This is a genomic window from Curtobacterium sp. MCBD17_019 (assembly GCF_003234555.1).
GTDB lineage: Bacteria > Actinomycetota > Actinomycetes > Actinomycetales > Microbacteriaceae > Curtobacterium.
Map to the genome: position 1 here is coordinate 64,589 of NZ_QKTT01000010.1, position 13,245 is coordinate 77,833.

A 13,245-nucleotide genomic window follows, 5' to 3' on the forward strand; every position below is an offset into this window, starting at 1 on the left:
GCTCCGGCGTCATCCGATCGGATGACGCCGGACTGGCGATCAGAACCCGAGACGACCGAGCTGCTTGGGGTCGCGCTGCCACTCCTTGGCGACCTTCACCCGGATGTTCAAGTAGACGTGTCGCCCGAGGAGCCGCTCGATCTCCGCGCGCGCCCGGGAGCCGACGTCCCGCAGGCGTTCACCCCCGCGCCCGATGACGATCGCCTTCTGGCTGTCCCGCTCGACGAAGAGGTTCACGTACACGTCGAGCGTGTCGTCGTCCTCGTCGTCCCGCTCGACCATGTCGTCGATCACCACCGCGAGGGAGTGCGGCAGTTCGTCGCGGACGCCCTCGAGCGCGGCCTCGCGGACGAGCTCGGCGACGCGGTCGCTCGCGGTCTCCTCGGTCACGGTCTCGGCGTCGTAGAGCGCGGGCGACTCCGGCAGCAGCCGCACGACCTCGTCCAGGAGTTCGTCGAGCTGGGTGCCGCGGATCCCCGACGTCGGCACGATCGCGTCCCAGTCGCGCAGTTCGGACACCGCGAGCAGTTGCGCCGCCACCTGCTCACGTGAGGCGCGGTCGGTCTTCGTGACGATCGCGATCGTGCGCGCGCGCGGGTGGGCGTCGAGCTGCGCGTTGATGAACCGGTCGCCGGGACCGATCGGCTCGTTCGCGGGCACGCAGAACCCGATGACGTCGACGTCACCGAGGGTCGCCTGCACGAGGTCGTTGAGGCGCTCCCCGAGCAGCGTCCGGGGCCGGTGGACCCCGGGCGTGTCGACGATCACGACCTGCCCGTCGGGCCGGTGCACGACGCCGCGGATCGCGCGTCGGGTGGTCTGGGGCTTCGAGGAGGTGATGGCGACCTTCTCGCCGACGAGGGCGTTCGTCAGGGTCGACTTGCCCACGTTCGGGCGGCCGACGAACGAGACGAACCCGGCCCGGAAGGGGGTCCCGGCGGCATCGCTGGTGGATCCGGTGGTGGTCATGCGGTGTGGTGTCCCGTCGTCGTGGGGGTCGGTTCGTCGTCGAGTGCCGGGGCGTCGTCCGGCGTCGGTGCCCGCTCGACGAGCAGGGTGACCAGGTCGCGACGTCGGCCTTCCACCCGCTCCGCGGTGAGCTCGACGCCGGACACCGTGGCGGTGTCCCCCGCGGTGGCCAGCTGGCCGAGCTCCTTGACGAGCAGGCCACCCGCCGTGTCGACGTCGTCGTCGTCGAGCTCCATCCCGAAGAGGTCGCCGAGCTCGTCGACCGGAAGCCGTGCCGAGATGCGCCAGACGCCCGGGCGGATCTCGGTGCGGTCCACGACGGTGCGGTCGTACTCGTCCGAGATGTCTCCCACGAGTTCCTCGATGAGGTCCTCCATGGTGACGAGTCCCGCGACGCCGCCGTACTCGTCCACCACGAGGAGCAGGTGGTTCTTCACCGCCTGCATGAACCGGAGGGTCTCGTCCGCCGGTTTCGACTCCGGCACGAACTCGGCGGGACGCAACACGGTCGTGACGTCAGCGGTGGCGGATCCCGCGCGCTCGTACAGGGCGCGGGCGACGTCGCGCAGGTGGACGACCCCGAGGACGTCGTCGCTGTCACGGCCGATGACCGGCATGCGGGACACCCCCGACCGCAGCGACCGCTCCATCACGGTGGCGAGGGTGTCGTCGACGTCGACGGTCGTCATGTCCGTGCGCGGGACCATGACCTCGCGGACGAGCGTGTCGCTGAACTCGAACACCGAGTGGATGAGCTCGCGGTCGTCCGCCTCGAGCACGTTGCTCTCGGCCGCCTCGTCGACGATGCTGAGCAGCTGCTCCTCCGTCGCGACGCTCGACCCTCCGCTCCGCCCCGGGGTCACGCGGTCCCCGATCGCGACGAGGACGGTCGCGAGCGGCCCGAGCACGATGCGGACCGCGTGCACGAGGCCGCCCGTCCACGCGATGAGCTGGCCGGCGTGGGCACGGCCGACGCTCCGCGGACTCGACCCCACGAGGACGAAGGAGACGGCCGTCATGACCGCCGCCGAGACGAGCAGCGCGACCCACCAGACCGCGAAGACGCGCACGAGCGCGACCGTGACGAGCACGGCCGCCGCCGTCTCGGCGAGGACGCGGAAGAAGTTGAGGGCGTTGAGGTGCGCTCCCGGGTCGTCCGAGATGGCCTCGACGGCCCGGCGGTACCGGCTGTGCTCGGCGATCTCGTCGAGGTCCGCTCGGGACATCACCGACAACGCGGCGTCCGAGGCGGCGAGCAGACCGCCGAGCACGACCAGTGCGGCCGCCACCGCGAGCAGCACGGCGACCAGGAGCACCGGGGTCACCGGCCTCGACGCTGCGCCGCGAAGGCGCTGAGGATCTCGCCCTGCAACCCGAACATCTCGGCCTTCTCGTCCGGCTCGGCGTGGTCGAAGCCGAGCAGGTGCAGCACACCGTGGCAGGTGAGGAGGAGGAGTTCGTCGAGCGTCGAGTGACCGGCCGTCCGCGCCTGCTCCGCCGCGACCTGGGGACACAACACGATGTCGCCGAGGAGTCCGGGAGGTGTCGGGTCGTCCTCGGTGCCCGGCCGGAGTTCGTCCATCGGGAAGCTCAGGACGTCGGTCGGGCCGGGCTCGTCCATCCACTGGACGTGCAGCTGTTCCATCGCGCCCTCGTCCACGAGCACGATCGCGAGCTCGGCGTCGGCGTGGACATGCATGGCATCGAGCGCGAAGGCCGCGAGACGTTGGACGGCGTCCTCGTCGACCTCGACGCCGGACTCGTTGTTCAGCTCGATGCTCACCGGCTGCCTCCTCGGGCGCTGGTCGGGTACGGGCTCTGCTGGCGGTCCTGCGGCGGTCGCCCACGGCGCTCCGAGCGGTTCGTCCCGTCGGGGTTGCCCCGGTACGGAGTGCCACGACCGCCCGGTCGGTCGCCCGCCTGCTCGGCGAGGCGCTCCTCGTCGTAGCGCGAGTAGGCGTCCACGATGCGGCCGACGAGCGTGTGACGGACGACGTCGTCACTCGTCAGGCGCGCGAAGTGGATGTCGTCGACCTGGTCGAGGATCTGGGTCACGAGCCGCAGACCGCTCACCTGCGCGGGCAGGTCGACCTGCGTGATGTCGCCGGTGACGACCATCTTCGAGCCGAAGCCGAGCCGGGTGAGGAACATCTTCATCTGCTCGGGCGTCGTGTTCTGCGCCTCGTCGAGGACCACGAACGAGTCGTTGAGCGTGCGACCACGCATGTACGCGAGCGGTGCGACCTCGACCGTGCCGGACGCCAGGAGCTTCGGGACCAGCTCGGGGTCCATCATCTCGTTGAGGGCGTCGTACAGCGGCCGGAGGTACGGGTCGATCTTGTCGGTGAGCGTGCCGGGCAGGAACCCGAGCTTCTCACCGGCCTCCACCGCCGGGCGGGTCAGGATGATCCGGTTGACCTCACGTCGCTGCAGCGCCTGCACGGCCTTCGCCATGGCGAGGTAGGTCTTGCCCGTGCCGGCCGGTCCGATGCCGAACGTGATCGTGTTCTCGTCGATCGCGTCGACGTAGGCACGCTGGCCGTCCGTCTTGGGCCGGACGGACTTGCCGCGGCTCTGCACGATGGGGGTGCCGAACAGGTCGGTCGGCCGGCGGTCGTCCTCGATGACGCGGGCGGAGGTGGCGACGTCCGCCTGTCCGATGTCCTGGCCGCGACGCACCATGGTGATGAGCTCGTCGACGAGGACACGGGCGTGTGCGACGTCGCGCTCCGGACCGGTGAGGCTGACCTCGTTGCCGCGGACCAGCACGCGGACGGTCGGGTACTGCCGCTCGACCGTGCGGAGCAGGCGGTCCTGCGGCCCGAGGAGTTGCACCATGGCGATGCCGTCCACGGCGAGGTCGACGGTGACCTCGGGCTCGTCGGACGAGGATGCGGGGTGTGCGGTGCTGCTAACCGGCAAGGGTGCCTTCCTGGAGGTCGCCCGCGAGGACGTGGGCGTGGACGTGGAACACGGTCTGTCCGGCGGACGCACCGGAGTTGAACACGAGACGGAACTGGCCCCCCGCGCGCTCGTCGGCGACACGCTGGGCCATCGCGACGAGGTCCGCGAGCAGCGACGGGTCGCCGGCCGCGAGCTCCGCCACGGTGGCGTACTGCTCGGTCTTCGGGACGACGAGCACGTGGACGGGCGCCTTCGGAGCGATGTCCTCGATCGCGATGAGGCGGTCGTCCTCGGCGACGACGGTGGCGGGGATCTCGCGCGCGACGATCCGCGAGAAGACGCTCGGCGAGGTGCTCATCGCTCCATCGTAGGGCGTGCTGGCGACACCGTTCCGAGCTGTTCGCGCTGGGCTTGCGCTGCGCCGGGCACCCCGACGGTGGCAGCCGTCACCAGCGGCCGAGCCGCGCCTGGAGCACGGCGAGCGCCGCGGGCCCCGCGGTGCTCGTGCGGAGGACCGACGCACCGAGCCGGACCCGCGTGGCGCCCGCGTCGGTGAGGCGGTCGAACTCGGGGTCCGCGATGCCGCCCTCGGGACCGACGACGAGTGCGATCGCCCCCGCGCCCTCGGGAACGGCCACCGAACTGAGCGGCTGCTCCGCGAGCGGATCGAGCACGAGGACCGTCGTCGAGGGCGGGAGGCCCGCCCCGTCGGCCAGGGTCGCGGTCGTGACGAGCGGTCCGACGTCGGGGACCCGGGCCCGGAGCGACTGTTTCGCGGCCTCCCGGACGATCGCGCCCCAGCGGGCACGGCCCTTCTCGGTCTTCGGACCCTCCCAGCGGGACACGCTCCGTGCAGCCGACCAGGGCACCACGCCGTCGACGCCGATCTCGGTCGCCGCCTGGACCGCCATCTCGTCACGGCCGCCCTTCGCGAGTGCCTGGACGAGCACGAGCCGTGGCGAGCCCTCAGGTTCGACGTCCACGGACCGGACCGCGAGCGTCAGCGCGTCGCGGCCGACCTCCGCCACCGCGCCGCTGACGACGGTGCCCCGACCGTCCCCGATCCGCAGCGCCTCGCCCTGGCGGATCCGCGCGACCGTGACGGCGTGCCGACCCTCGGCACCGTCGAGCGACACGACGTCGCCGGGACGGACGCCGGCGAGGTCGTCGACCAGGTACAGGGACGCCACGGATCAGAAGGTGAAGAAGCGGTCACGGAGCTTGCCGAAGAGCCCCTGCTGGAACCGGGCGAGCTGCGGCGCCGGCGCCTTCCGGGACTTGGCGAGTTGTTCGACGAGGCCGCGTTCCTTGTGCGAGAGCTTCGTCGGCGTGACGACCTGGACGCCGACGCGCAGGTCGCCCCGACCCCCACCGCGCAGTCGCGTCACCCCGCGGTCCTTGATCGTCAGGACGTCGGCGCTCTGCACCCCCGGCCGGATCTCGAGCTCGACCGGGCCGTCGAGCCCGTCGATGGTCGTCGTCGTGCCGAGGATCGCGTCGGTCATCTGCACCTCGAGTGTCGCGAGGAGGTCGTCGCCGTCGCGGCTGTACACGTCGTGGTGCCGCACCTTGACCTCGAGATACAGGTCGCCCGAGGGTCCGCCCGCCGGCCCGACCTCGCCCTGACCGGGCATCTGCAGCCGCAGACCGGAGTCGACGCCCGCGGGGATGTCGACGGGGAGCGTCCGGCGGGCGCGCACGCGGCCCTGGCCCTGGCAGGTCGGGCACGGGTTCGGGATCACAGTCCCGTACCCGCGGCAGGTGCCGCAGGGCGCGCTCGTGACCACGTTGCCGAGGAGCGACCGGACGGTCCGTTGCACGTGCCCGGTGCCCCCGCAGATGTCGCAGGTCACCGGGTGGGTCCCGGGCGCGCTGCACGAGCCGCCGCAGGTCTCGCACAGCACGGCCGTGTCGACCTCGATGTCCTTGTGCGTGCCGAACACGACTTCCTCGAGGTCGACCTCGACACGCAGGAGGGCGTCCTGGCCGCGCTCGGCGCGCGACCGTGGCCCGGTGCCGCGCGCACCGAATCCGCCACCGCCACCACCGAAGAAGGCGTCGAAGATGTCGCCGAAGCCACCGGCTCCGCCGCCGAAGGTGCCGTCCTGCGGACCGGCGTCGTAGCGGCGCCGCTGCTCCGGGTCGCTGAGGACGTCGTAGGCGTGGGTGACGTCCTTGAACCGCTCTGCCGCCTCCGGGCTCGGGTTGACGTCCGGGTGGAGTTCCCGGGCCAGGCGTCGGTACGCCTTCTTGATGTCCGCGTCGGCGGCGTCGCGTGCGACGCCGAGGACCTCGTAGTGGTCTGCCACAGCACCTCAGTCTGTCGGAGTGGTCGGCGTCCGCCGCACGGTGGTCCCGATCCGGGACGACCGGCGGTCCGGACGGATGGTCAATTGTCGGCCAGGAGCCCCGAGAGGTACCTGGCCACCGCCCGGACGGCGGCCATGTTCGTGCCGTAGTCCATGCGGGTCGGGCCGAGCACGCCGAGCCGGGCGACCTCGCCCCCGGCCGCGGTGTACCCACCGGCCACGATGCTCGTCGCGTCGAGTCCCCCGGCGGTGCCGAGGTACGCGGCGTTCTCCTCGCCGATGCTCGCGGCGACGGCGACCGCGTCGAGCTGCATCTCGCCGAAGAGCCGGAGCAGGGTCACCTGTTCCTCGATCGCCTCGAGCACGGGGAACAGGCCGCCGGCGAAGTCGTCCTCGCTCTTCGCGAGGTTCGCCGCACCCGCCATGACGAGCCGGTCCTGGCGGTTGGCCCGGACCTGCTCGACGAGTGCCGCGACCACGACGGCGGCGAGTCCCTGCAGCTCGGGGCGCACGCGTTCGGGGATGCCGAGCAGCACCCGGGGGACGTCCTGCAGCAGCAGCCCGACGGCCGCGGAGCCGAGCACGGCGCGGAGTTCGGTGAGGGCGTCGTCCTCGACGCGGAGATCGGTCTCGAGGATGCGCTGCTCGACGCGTGCGGTGTCCGTGATGAGCACGCTCATGAACCGGGTCTCGCTGAGCCGGACGAGTTCGACGTGCCGTACCCGGGCGCGGATCATCGAGGGGTACTGCACGAGCGCGACCTGGTTCGTGAGCTGGCTGAGCAGACGTACCGTGCGACCGAGGACCTCGTCGAGGTCGTTCGACCGCCCGAGGAAGGTCTCGATCGCGTGCCGCTGGGCGCTCGACAGCGGGCGGGCCTCGGTCAGGTGGTTGACGAACACGCGGTAGCCCTTGTCGGTGGGCACCCGCCCCGACGACGTGTGCGGGGCGACGATGAGCTGTTCTTCCTCGAGGGCGGCCATGTCGTTCCGGATCGTCGCCGACGACACCCCGAACGCGTGCCGCTCGACGATGGAGCGGGATCCGACGGGCTCGCGGGACGCGACGTAGTCGCGCACGATCGCCTTGAGCACCTCGAGACTGCGTTCCGACACCATGACGCGCCCTCCCTCCTGCCACTCGTGCGCGATGTGCGCCCAGAGGGTCCGGCGGTGGTCGCACCGTCCGCTGTGCCACAGGGCTGGCACTCTCCGGGTCCGACTGCTGATCCTACGCCGAACCTCCGACCGACCGGGCCTCGAACCGGTCACAGCGAGCCGTTACGCTTCCGGCATGAGCACGACGCCGCCCTACGGACAGCAGCCGGACCCGCAGTGGGGACAGCAGTGGGGGCACTACCAGCCGCCGCAGCCGATGCGCCCCGAGGACCAGCGCCTCTGGGCGACCCTCGTGCACGTCGGCGGGATCTTCTTCCAGTTCGTCGTCCCGCTGGTCGGGTACCTCGTGCTGCGCGACCGGGGACCGTTCGTCCGCGAGCACACGCGGGTCGCGTTGAACTTCCACTTCACGATGGCGATCGCGTACGCGGTCGGCGTCATCACGTCGTGGCTCGGCATCGGCGTCCTCATCCTGTTCGCCGTCGCCGTGATCCAGGTCGTGTTCGGCGTCATCGCGGCCGTGCGCGCCAACGCCGGGCAGTTCTACCGCTACCCGCTCAGCATCGAGTTCATCCGCGCCTGACGACCACCGTCGGTCACCTGCCCGCGGACACGGCCGGGAGGCCCGCCAGCAGCCCGCCGCTCCCCCGGCGGTCCGTCAGTCCAACAGCTCCCGCACCACGGCGTCAGCCAGCAGGCGCCCGCGCAGCGTGAGGTCGAGCCTCCCGGACAGCGCGGCGCGGCCGTCGACGAGTCCGCGCGCGATGAGCCCGGCGACGCGCCCACGCGCCTCGGGACGGAGCTCCGCGGTGGCCAGCTCGCCGCGCACGCGCGCAGCGAGCAGGACGCGCTCGACGTACCGGGTCTCGTCGTCGAGCGTCTCGCGGCCGGCCGCCGGTGATTCGCCCCCGAGCACGCGCGCGGCGTACGCGGCCGGGTGCTTGACGTTCCACCATCGGGTGCCGGCGACGGCCGAGTGCGCCCCCGGACCCACCCCCCACCAGTCGTGGCCCTTCCAGTAGGACAGGTTGTGGCGGCTCGCGTGCTCGGCACCGCGGGCCCAGTTCGAGACCTCGTACCAGCTGTACCCGGCGGCAGCAAGACGTGCGTCGGCCTCCTCGTACATGTCGGCGGCCAGGTCGTCGTCCGGCGCCGGCAGGAGCCCCTTCGCGACGGCGCGCCCCATGGCCGTGTCGTCCTCGACGATGAGCGCGTAGGCCGACAGGTGGTCCGGCCCGTACGCGATCGCCGCGTCGAGCGAACGGCGCCAGTCGTCGAGTGACTCCCCCGGCGTCGAGTAGATGAGGTCGAGGCTGACGTCGAGCCCCTCCGCCCGCGCCGCATCCACCACGAGCGGGACCCGCTCCGGGTCGTGCGTCCGGTCGAGCGTGGCGAGCACGTGGGGCACCGCGGACTGCATGCCGAAGCTCACGCGCGAGAACCCGCCGCGGCGCAGCGTCGCCAGGGACTCCGCGTCGACCGAGTCCGGGTTCGCCTCGGTCGTGACCTCGGCACCCGGGAGGATCCCCCAGGTGTCGTCGATCGCGCGAAGGATCATCACGAGGTCGTCCGCCGGCAGCATCGTCGGGGTCCCACCGCCGAAGAACACCGTGGACACCGGCCGACGCGCGACGCCCGACCGGTCGAGGACGGACGCCGCGAACCGGATCTCCTGGACCGCGTGACCCGCGTAGTCGTCGCGCCGGACGCCCCGCAGTTCCGACGCGGTGTAGGTGTTGAAGTCGCAGTACCCGCAGCGGACACGGCAGAACGGCACGTGCACGTAGACGCCGAACGGGACGCCTCCCGCGTCCGCCGAGGGGACGATCAGGCCGTCCGCGGGGGCGGGATCGGCGATCGGCAGGGCGCTGGGCACGGACTCCATTGTCCCACCGCGCCGCCGTCCCCGGGTCACACCACCGGTCGCGCGGCCGGTACGGGGTCGCCATGATGGTCCCATGCACGACAGCACCACCTCCGGGAGCACGGACCCGGAACCCAGCGCCGACAGCGTCGTCGGCACCATCGTCCTCTGGGACGTCGACGGGACCCTCGTCGAGAACGCCGCCGTCCCCGGGAGCCTGTACCACCTCGCGCTCGAGCGCACCGTGGGCCGGGACCTCGAGCAGCTCGTCGGACACCAGCACGGCCGGACCGACGCCGGGATCATCCTCGAGGCCCTCCGGGCCCACGGGCTCGACCCGGAGCTGTCCGAGACCGTCCGCGGACACCTGCAACGCCTGTCCGAGGAGCGCTACCGGTCGGGTGAGCGGCGGACGCCCGCGCCGGGTGTGATGGCCCTGCTGCAACGCATGACCGATCGTGGCTGGCGCTCCGCGCTGCTCACCGGGAACTCCGCGGGTCGGGCTCGCCTCAAGCTCGCCAGCGCCGGGTTCGACCCGGACGCGTTCGACTGGGCGCACTCGTACTTCGGGGACGAGGACGTCGAGCGGCAGGCGCTGACGCGCCGGGCGGCCGCGGACCTCCGCGGGAACCGGGTGGTGGTCATCGGGGACACGCTCCGCGACGGCACCGCCGCCGACGCGGCGGGCATCCCGTTCATCGCGGTCGCCACCGGCGTGCACGACGTCGACGAGCTCGGCAGGACGAGCGCGGTCGCGGTCGTCGCGGACTGCGCGGAGGGTGCCGACACCCTGCTGGACGCCGTCGCCGCGCTCCGGCCCCTGGTCTGAACGGCCCGGCGCGCGATCCTCAGTCGGAACCGAGCAACGCCTGCAGGTAGGCCTGGGCGAGTCGCCGCTGCTGGCGTCGGAGGAACGGGCCGAGGAACCGCCACCCGCGCGATGACGGCTGCGAGAACTGCCGCACCTGCAGCCAGACCGAGCCGTCCGTGGTGCGCTCGACGACGAAGGACTCCTCGCCCGACACCGGGTGCCCCTCGAGCGTGCCGTACGCGAAGCCCTTGCGGTCCGGTTCGTCGATCACCGAGACGACGCGGACCGGGGCGTGCACGACCCGCCCGTACGCGTGGATCGTCAGCGTCGCGGTCGTCCCCGCGGTCAGCAACGGCGTGCCGTCCGGCGCGAACCGCTCTGTCGTCCCGCCGCCGATCGAGGCCGGTGTGACCGGACGACCCTCGTCGTCGAACTCGACGGGGGTGTAGCCGACCTCGTCGTCGTCGGGGACGTCCTCCACACGGACCCGGATGCCGCTGCGCTCCTGGATCTGCCAGGTCAGGGTCTGGACCCACGCCGTCTCGAACCGCTGGTCGCCGTGGCCGATGCGCGTGCGGGACTCGCTCGGCGTGAACCCCTCGGGCGGGTAGGTCATGAGGTCCGGCGCCTGGGTCGCCCCGACGGCGCCGTAGGTCAGGGCGGTGGGGCGGTGGCTGCCGCGGGTGCTCATCCGCCCATCGTACCGAGCGTGGGATCGATCCCCCCGGCGAGGACCCGCAGGTAGCGCGCCGTCGTGCGCCGCGACTTCCACTGCACGAACGGCCAGAGCAGCGCCCACAGTCGGTTCGCCGGTCGTGAGAACGACCGCACGACGAGCCAGACCGTGTCATCGGGACGGTGCTCGACGAGGAACGCGACCTCGCCCGACTCGGGGTGCCCGCGACGGGTGCCGTAGGCGAAGCCGCCGCGGGTCTCCTCGTCGACCACGCGGACGGCGCGGACCGGCGCGTGGGTGGTGACGCCGTACGCGCGGATGTGCAGGACAGCACGGTCTCCGGCGCGGAGGCGCGGGTGCGGTCGCCCGGGTCGGGACGGGTCGTGCGGACCGTCCGGGTCCTCCCGGGCCTCCCGGTGGTCCTGGGTCTCCCGGTGGTCCTGGGTCTCCCGGACCTCCGGTTCCACCCGGATCCCGACGCGCTCCTGGATCTCCCAGCGGAGCACGGCGTCGACCGTGCGGTCGTGGCAGGCACGACCGCGCCCGATCCGCGCGGCGTCCTGCCGTGCGCGGTACCCCGCTGGCGGGGCCGTCACCAGGTCGGGGGCGAGCGATCCGCCCTCGGGCGCGTAGGTCAGGGCGTCGCGGTCAGCACCGGCACGTGCGGCGTGGGCGCTCCCCGGACCGTCGGCGGTCACTTCTTCTTGGCGTCCTTGGCCTCGGTGTCACCGGAGAGCGCAGCGATGAACGCCTCTTGCGGGACCTCGACGCGACCCACCATCTTCATGCGCTTCTTGCCCTCCTTCTGCTTCTCGAGGAGCTTGCGCTTGCGGGTGATGTCACCGCCGTAGCACTTCGCCAGGACGTCCTTGCGCATGGCACGGATCGATTCGCGCGCGATGATGCGCGCACCGATCGCGGCCTGGATCGGGACCTCGAACTGCTGCCGCGGGATGAGTTCGCGCAGGCGACCGGTCATGAGCACGCCGTACGCGTACGCCTTGTCCCGGTGGACGATCGCGCTGAAGGCGTCGACCTGGTCTCCCTGGAGCAGGATGTCCACCTTGACGAGGTCGGCCTCCTGGTCCCCCATGGGCTCGTAGTCGAGGCTCGCGTACCCCTGCGTGCGGCTCTTCAACTGGTCGAAGAAGTCGAACACGATCTCACCGAGCGGCATCGAGTACCGGAGCTCGACGCGGTCCTCGCCGAGGTACTCCATGCCGAGCATCGTGCCGCGGCGCGACTGGCACAGGTCCATGATCGCGCCCACGTAGTCCTTCGGCGCCAGGATCGCCGCGCGGACGACGGGCTCCTTGACGCTGGCGATCTTGCCCGACGGGAACTCCGACGGGTTCGTGACCTCGACGGTCTTCTTGTCCTCGGTCGTGACCTCGTAGACCACACTCGGCGCGGTGGTGATGAGGTCGAGTCCGAACTCGCGGGACAGCCGCTCCGTGATGATCTCGAGGTGCAACAGCCCGAGGAACCCGCAGCGGAACCCGAAGCCGAGCGCGACCGAGGTCTCGGGTTCGTAGACGAGTGCGGCGTCGGACAGCTTCAGCTTGTCGAGTGCCTCGCGCAGGTCCGGGTAATCGCTGCCGTCGATCGGGTACAGCCCCGAGAACACCATCGGCTTCGGGTCGGTATACCCGGCCAGCGCCTCCGTGGCGGGCCTCGCGGCGCTCGTGACGGTGTCGCCGACCTTGGACTGCCGGACGTCCTTGACGCCGGTGATGAGGTACCCGACCTCGCCGACCGCCAGGCCCTTCGTCGGTACCGGCTCCGGGCTCGACACCCCGATCTCGAGGATCTCGTGGGTGGTGCGGGTCGACATCATCTGGATCTTCTCGCGGGGGCTGATCCGCCCGTCGACCATGCGCACGTAGGTGACGACACCGCGGTAGCTGTCGTAGACCGAGTCGAAGATCATCGCCCGCGGCTCGGCGTCCAGGCGACCGACCGGCGCCGGGATGCGTTCGACGACCCGGTCGAGCAGCTCCGCCACGCCCACGCCGGTCTTGCCGCTCACGCGCAGGACGTCGGCCGGGTCGCCGCCGATGAGCTGCGCCAGCTCGGCGGCGTACTTGTCCGGCTCCGCGGCGGGCAGGTCGATCTTGTTGAGCACCGGGATGATCTCGAGGTCGTTCTCGAGCGCGAGGTACAGGTTGGCCAGGGTCTGCGCCTCGATCCCCTGGGCGGCGTCGACGAGCAGGATCGCGCCCTCGCACGCGGCGAGCGACCGCGACACCTCGTACGAGAAGTCGACGTGGCCTGGAGTGTCGATCATGTTCAGGGCGAACGTCTGGCCGTCACGCTCCCACGGCATGCGCACGGCCTGCGACTTGATGGTGATCCCACGCTCGCGCTCGATGTCCATCCGGTCGAGGTACTGCGCCCGCATCGCACGCTCCTCGACGACGCCGGTGATCTGCAGCATGCGGTCGGCCAGCGTCGACTTGCCATGGTCGATGTGCGCGATGATGCAGAAGTTGCGGATCGCCCCGGCCGCCGTCGACGCGGGTTCGAGTGGTGCGGATGCTTGTGGGCTCACGGTTCCTCTGAGGTCGAGCGGTGGATCGGTCGATTGTTCCACG

14 protein-coding genes are annotated in these 13,245 nt (G+C 71.6%); 2 read left to right on the plus strand and 12 right to left on the minus strand.

Annotated features, from left to right (window positions below):
* Nucleotides 1-39: 39 nt before the first annotated feature.
* From era to hrcA, 8 genes are all read right to left on the minus strand, one after another.
* The gene (gene era, locus DEI82_RS10720) at nucleotides 40-969 is read right to left on the minus strand and encodes a GTPase Era (RefSeq protein ID WP_111008675.1); all 930 of its coding nucleotides are present in this window, start codon (nucleotides 967-969) and stop codon (nucleotides 40-42) included.
* Complete coding sequence (locus tag DEI82_RS10725) at nucleotides 966-2,294, minus strand: hemolysin family protein (protein ID WP_258370073.1); 1,329 nt, start codon at nucleotides 2,292-2,294, stop codon at nucleotides 966-968. Before DEI82_RS10725 ends, era begins: the two co-directional genes overlap by 4 nt.
* Nucleotides 2,291-2,752, minus strand: coding sequence for an rRNA maturation RNase YbeY (ybeY, locus tag DEI82_RS10730; RefSeq protein WP_111008674.1), 462 nt, complete (start codon nucleotides 2,750-2,752; stop codon nucleotides 2,291-2,293). Before ybeY ends, DEI82_RS10725 begins: the two co-directional genes overlap by 4 nt.
* Nucleotides 2,749-3,891 carry a PhoH family protein gene (locus DEI82_RS10735; RefSeq protein WP_258368408.1) on the minus strand — a complete coding sequence of 381 codons (1,143 nt, stop codon included), beginning with the start codon at nucleotides 3,889-3,891 and terminating at the stop codon, nucleotides 2,749-2,751. Before DEI82_RS10735 ends, ybeY begins: the two co-directional genes overlap by 4 nt.
* Nucleotides 3,881-4,231 carry a histidine triad nucleotide-binding protein gene (locus DEI82_RS10740; protein ID WP_111008673.1) on the minus strand — a complete coding sequence of 117 codons (351 nt, stop codon included), beginning with the start codon at nucleotides 4,229-4,231 and terminating at the stop codon, nucleotides 3,881-3,883. Before DEI82_RS10740 ends, DEI82_RS10735 begins: the two co-directional genes overlap by 11 nt.
* 88 nt (nucleotides 4,232-4,319) lie before the next feature.
* The gene (locus tag DEI82_RS10745; protein WP_111012606.1) at nucleotides 4,320-5,063 is read right to left on the minus strand and encodes a 16S rRNA (uracil(1498)-N(3))-methyltransferase; all 744 of its coding nucleotides are present in this window, start codon (nucleotides 5,061-5,063) and stop codon (nucleotides 4,320-4,322) included.
* Nucleotides 5,064-5,066: 3 nt separating this feature from the next.
* The gene (gene dnaJ / locus DEI82_RS10750) at nucleotides 5,067-6,182 is read right to left on the minus strand and encodes a molecular chaperone DnaJ (RefSeq protein ID WP_111008671.1); all 1,116 of its coding nucleotides are present in this window, start codon (nucleotides 6,180-6,182) and stop codon (nucleotides 5,067-5,069) included.
* 80 nt (nucleotides 6,183-6,262) lie between these two features.
* A complete protein-coding gene (gene hrcA, locus DEI82_RS10755; protein ID WP_111008670.1) occupies nucleotides 6,263-7,300 on the minus strand; it encodes a heat-inducible transcriptional repressor HrcA in 1,038 nt (345 codons plus the stop codon).
* 175 nt (nucleotides 7,301-7,475) lie between these two features.
* On the opposite strand from hrcA, the gene DEI82_RS10760 reads away from it, so the two are divergent.
* Nucleotides 7,476-7,883, plus strand: coding sequence for a DUF4870 domain-containing protein (locus tag DEI82_RS10760; RefSeq protein ID WP_111008669.1), 408 nt, complete (start codon nucleotides 7,476-7,478; stop codon nucleotides 7,881-7,883).
* A gap of 75 nt (nucleotides 7,884-7,958) precedes the next feature.
* Here the strand turns inward: DEI82_RS10760 and hemW are convergent, their stop codons facing one another.
* A complete protein-coding gene (hemW, locus tag DEI82_RS10765; protein WP_181435186.1) occupies nucleotides 7,959-9,176 on the minus strand; it encodes a radical SAM family heme chaperone HemW in 1,218 nt (405 codons plus the stop codon).
* A gap of 82 nt (nucleotides 9,177-9,258) precedes the next feature.
* On the opposite strand from hemW, the gene DEI82_RS10770 reads away from it, so the two are divergent.
* Complete coding sequence (locus DEI82_RS10770; protein ID WP_111036757.1) at nucleotides 9,259-9,993, plus strand: HAD family hydrolase; 735 nt, start codon at nucleotides 9,259-9,261, stop codon at nucleotides 9,991-9,993.
* A 19-nt stretch (nucleotides 9,994-10,012) separates the two neighbouring features.
* Here the strand turns inward: DEI82_RS10770 and DEI82_RS10775 are convergent, their stop codons facing one another.
* From DEI82_RS10775 to lepA, 3 genes are read right to left on the minus strand one after another with little or no spacing between them, the layout of a single operon-like run.
* Nucleotides 10,013-10,666 (minus strand): DUF1990 family protein, encoded by a 654-nt coding sequence (locus DEI82_RS10775; protein ID WP_111036758.1) that lies wholly within the window; start codon nucleotides 10,664-10,666, stop codon nucleotides 10,013-10,015.
* A complete protein-coding gene (locus DEI82_RS10780) occupies nucleotides 10,663-11,349 on the minus strand; it encodes a DUF1990 family protein (protein ID WP_220037268.1) in 687 nt (228 codons plus the stop codon). Before DEI82_RS10780 ends, DEI82_RS10775 begins: the two co-directional genes overlap by 4 nt.
* Nucleotides 11,346-13,202: a translation elongation factor 4 gene (gene lepA / locus DEI82_RS10785; protein ID WP_111008664.1), complete on the minus strand. Its 1,857-nt coding sequence runs from the start codon at nucleotides 13,200-13,202 to the stop codon at nucleotides 11,346-11,348. Before lepA ends, DEI82_RS10780 begins: the two co-directional genes overlap by 4 nt.
* Nucleotides 13,203-13,245 lie beyond the last annotated feature (43 nt).